Below are 4,065 nucleotides of genomic sequence, written 5' to 3'. Positions count from 1 at the left end.
ACATTAAAAAAGGGGGGGACAAGATGGACCTTATAAAGTTGGAGAAACTGTTAAACTTTGCAGAAAATGTTGTTCAAAAAGCTGGTAAATATATCGTTAAAATGAGAACTGAATCACAAATTGATGTTTTATATAAGGATGTTGGAGAACTTGTAACATCGGCCGATTTTGCGTCTGATCAAATCATTCGTGATGCAATTTTATCTCATTATCCTGATCATCGAATCCTTTCTGAAGAGGACCTCACTATTGAATGTAACAAAGAGCGTTTCGACGGTCCTCTTTGGATTGTTGATCCATTAGATGGTACAGTAAATTTTGCAAAAGGGCTTCCACATTTTGCTGTTTCAGTAGCTTTTGCAGTTGATGGAATCGTTTTGGCTGGGGTTGTTCACGCACCAGAAATGGATATTACATTTACTGGTATTCGCGGAAACGGTTCTTTTTATAATGGTAAAAAACTTCAGGTTAGCAGTACCTCAAAAATATCTGAATCGGTGATTGGGACTGGATTTCCTCACGACAAAAACCAAATAAAACCAGCACTTTCTAGAATAAATAATCTTGTAACTAGATGTCGAGACATACGTCGTTTTGCTGCTCCAACCATTGATATATGCTATGTAGCTTCTGGCTTACTTGATGCTCATACAGAGAGTCTTAAATACTGGGATGTTGCGGCTGCGGGGTTAATAGCAAGAGAAGCAGGTGCCACTATGGGACACGCTGGAAATTAACTATAGTAATATTTTAAGAGGATATTATGTCCATTATAAGGGCGTATATTCTCTTTTTTTAATATATTAAATTAGTTAAATGGGTCTTAAAAAATATGTATACTATGTTTACTATATTATGCTTAGATAGGAGGTTAACCGATTATAAATTAAAAATAATACTCATTATTGAAAGCATAAGGTGGAGAGTACATGAAGGTTCAAGAGATTTACTTAGAGAATAATGCCAAGAGATACATACTTGTAGATGGAGAAGGAATACCAGTTATTCCCGTCATAAAATACTTAAAGTATTTGGATGCCACAGAAAAAAGTAGTAATACACAAAAAACCTACTGTTACGCACTAAAACAATATTTTGTTTTTTTGAAACAAAAAAATTTAGACTACAAGATGATTAAAATAGAGAATTTGGTAGATTTTATTGCATGGTTAAGAAATCCTCATGTAAATCTAAAAGCTACCCCTCTGCACCCTGCAAATGCAAGAAAGACAGAAAGTACAATAAATCTTATTCTTACTGCAATTACAGGGTTTTACAATTACCTTTATCGCAATGAGGAAATGGATATAGCAGTTGAGGATATAGTTATGAAACAGATTTTTACTGGGGGACACAGGAAGTATAAAGATTTTCTTTATCATGTGAATAAAAATAAATCGGTACATAAGAACATTTTGAAAATCAAAAAGAAGAGGAGAAAAATCAAAATATTAACTAAAGAGGACGTAAGTGAATTAATTAAAGCAACTAGTAACATTAGGGATAGACTGCTATTACAAACTCTGTTTGAAACAGGATTAAGGATTGGAGAACTACTTTCTCTCTACCTAGAAGACTTCGTGTTTGATCATAAAAATGGTCATCGAATTCGTTTAGTTGATCGGGGAGATTTAGAGAATGGAGCAAGGTTGAAGACAGGGGAAAGAGAAATATATGTTTCCCAAGAATTGATGGATTTGTATGATGACTATTTATACGAAATCTTAGATGAATTGGATATTCATAAAAATTTCGTATTTGTCAAATTACGTGGAAAAAATGCAGGCCAAGGCATGGATTATCAAGATGTATCAGCTTTCTTTAAGCGGTTAAGGAAAAAGTGCAACATCTCTGTTCACCCCCACCTTTTACGTCATACACATGCGACTCTTTATTACAATCAAACTGGTGATATTAAACAAGTTCAAGAACGGCTAGGTCACAGCAATATACAAACAACCATCAACTTATACCTACATCCTTCAAAAGAAGATATTCGAAATAATTGGGAAAAAGCCCAAGATGCTTTTAAAATTTATAACAAGAATAATCATGGAGGAAACATTGAATGAGCACCAATTCTTTAATGAACTATGGTTTTGAAAGTGTACACGATTACATGAGAAATGAATTATCTTCGTATGTAGATCGATATATTGATGAAGATGGAAATGATCAAAAAGAGATTGTTAATAATCCATATTTTTTATATGAGAATTCTTGGCATATTGATTTTTTCAGTACCATTTCACAGTTTAAACCTTATTTAGAAAATCGTACGTTTAACAGAAAAGCAATACATTTTCCTTTCAAAAGCGAACTAATAAATTTAGAAATTAAATTTTTTATAAATACAAAAATATTTCGAGATGAATGGACTATGAACACTATGTTTGTTGGACAAGCGAATAACATTCAATTACTTAACCGATTTATAAATGACAAACACCCCAATCTAAACTCTCTAATTGATTTGAATATTGATATAACAAACCGAGAGTGGCTATTTTGGTTAGAGAAAATCGGAAAATCGACCACATACATTAGTAAAAGGGACGGATATAAAGTTAAGTCTCCTCCAGCTAAATACTTATCAAATCTTCTTACCGAGCTTAATAAACTGATAGACTTTCGCGACGAATGGGAAAAAGATGTTTGGGAAGCTAAAAATCTGAATAAAGAGTATGGTGTGTATTTTAATCAAGCATCAAGTCATACTTCAATTGACTTTAAAGTGATTAAAAATCTTAGATTCCGTCAGGAAACGAAACAATATTTAAAACGTCGCTTATTGTCAAATGATTTAACATGGGGTTCTGCTAGAAACTATATGTGTTTTATCCCACCTTTCTTAGATTTTATTTTTACACTGGAACCTGACTGGAACAACTTGATCATGTTAAATAGAAGTCACATTGAAAAATATCTAGAGAAACTAAATATGGAAGTGAAGATTAAACAAAGAGTAACAAATTCACGGCACCATATCATAAAATCAGTTTCAGCAGTTAAAAAATTCCTTCAGGGATTACAAGAGGTTCATTCGGATTTAGCACCTGAAAAAGACATTAGACTACTTATCTTTCCAGAAGATAAACCAAAATATAAAAGAAGGTCAGAAAAAGTAAACTTCATCCCCGATAATGTATTAGAGCAGTTATTTGAGAATTTAAGTTATCTTCATGAGGAAGTACAACCGATTATTTGGATAGCATTCAAAACAGGGTTGCGAATTTCTGATACTTTAAGACTTAACCATGATTGTTTAGTCAAACTGAATGGAAAGTATCAATTAGTAACGGACATTTCCAAAACCAATGTGCCGGATCACTCAGTACCGATAGATGACGAATTAGCAGATATTCTTGCTGTGTTAATAGACAAATCAAAAAAGAATAGTAATGAAGAAAACAACCCAAATCGATTTATTTTTGTTAGGTATAGAGGCGTCAGAAAAGGTCGTCCATTTTCGAACAATTGGATAAGTGAAAAACTTAACGATCTTGCGAAGGCAAGAAGAATAGTGGATGAAAATGGTGATATTTATCGTTTTAGATTCCACCAGTTCAGACACACGTATGCAGTAAAAATGTTAAATAGTGGAGCTGATATACTTACAGTTCAGGAACTATTAGCTCATGCCTCTCCTGAAATGACTGTCCGGTATGCAAAATTATTAGATAGTACCAAGCGAAGAGTATTTGAGGAAGCAATGAAACAGGGTTTGTTTAGCTTCGATATGAATGGCCAAATGAAACAAATTAGTCCAGATGATGAAATGCCAACAGATATACTCGAAATGTTATGGCGTGATCATAAATTAAACGCAATTGATAATCCATATGGAAGCTGCCACGCAAGAATAAATGGAAAATGTCCTTATTCAGAAGAACCTCCTTGCCTAACTTGTAACGGTGGAAGTCCATGTAAGGACCTAGCGATTGGTTTTTCTGATTTAGACAAACAGAAATATGAATTATTGATAAAAACAACTAGAAAGACGATTGATGCCTTAGAAAAGCTTGGACGATGTAACTGCTAAACTAAAATCAACAGTTTCTGCTA

3 protein-coding genes are annotated in these 4,065 nt (G+C 33.3%); all 3 read left to right on the top strand.

Annotation, left to right across the window (positions count from 1 at the left end):
• The first annotated feature begins 23 nt into the window (after positions 1-23).
• The 3 genes from BMSHG_RS25505 (at position 24) to BMSHG_RS00115 (ending at position 4,042) form a co-directional block, all read left to right on the top strand.
• Positions 24-737, top strand: a complete 714-nt coding sequence (locus BMSHG_RS25505; RefSeq protein ID WP_019152399.1) for an inositol monophosphatase family protein — start codon at positions 24-26, stop codon at positions 735-737.
• 192 nt (positions 738-929) lie between these two features.
• Positions 930-2,072: a tyrosine-type recombinase/integrase gene (locus BMSHG_RS00120; RefSeq protein ID WP_019152398.1), complete on the top strand. Its 1,143-nt coding sequence runs from the start codon at positions 930-932 to the stop codon at positions 2,070-2,072.
• Entirely contained in the window at positions 2,069-4,042 is a 1,974-nt protein-coding gene (locus BMSHG_RS00115; protein ID WP_019152397.1) for a tyrosine-type recombinase/integrase, read from the top strand. Before BMSHG_RS00120 ends, BMSHG_RS00115 begins: the two co-directional genes overlap by 4 nt.
• Positions 4,043-4,065: the final 23 nt, after the last annotated feature.

This window comes from Robertmurraya massiliosenegalensis JC6, from assembly GCF_000311725.1.
GTDB lineage: Bacteria > Bacillota > Bacilli > Bacillales > Cytobacillaceae > Robertmurraya > Robertmurraya massiliosenegalensis.
The sequence above is the reverse complement of the archived record's forward strand: the minus strand, read 5'-3'. Positions and strand labels throughout refer to the sequence as shown.

Bases quoted from the DNA above. Each gene is read 5' to 3' on its own strand.
- BMSHG_RS25505 (WP_019152399.1), top strand. From the start codon at position 24: ATGGACCTTATAAAGTTGGAGAAACTGTTAAACTTTGCAGAAAATGTT.
- BMSHG_RS00120 (WP_019152398.1), top strand. From the start codon at position 930: ATGAAGGTTCAAGAGATTTACTTAGAGAATAATGCCAAGAGATACATA.
- BMSHG_RS00115 (WP_019152397.1), top strand. From the start codon at position 2,069: ATGAGCACCAATTCTTTAATGAACTATGGTTTTGAAAGTGTACACGAT.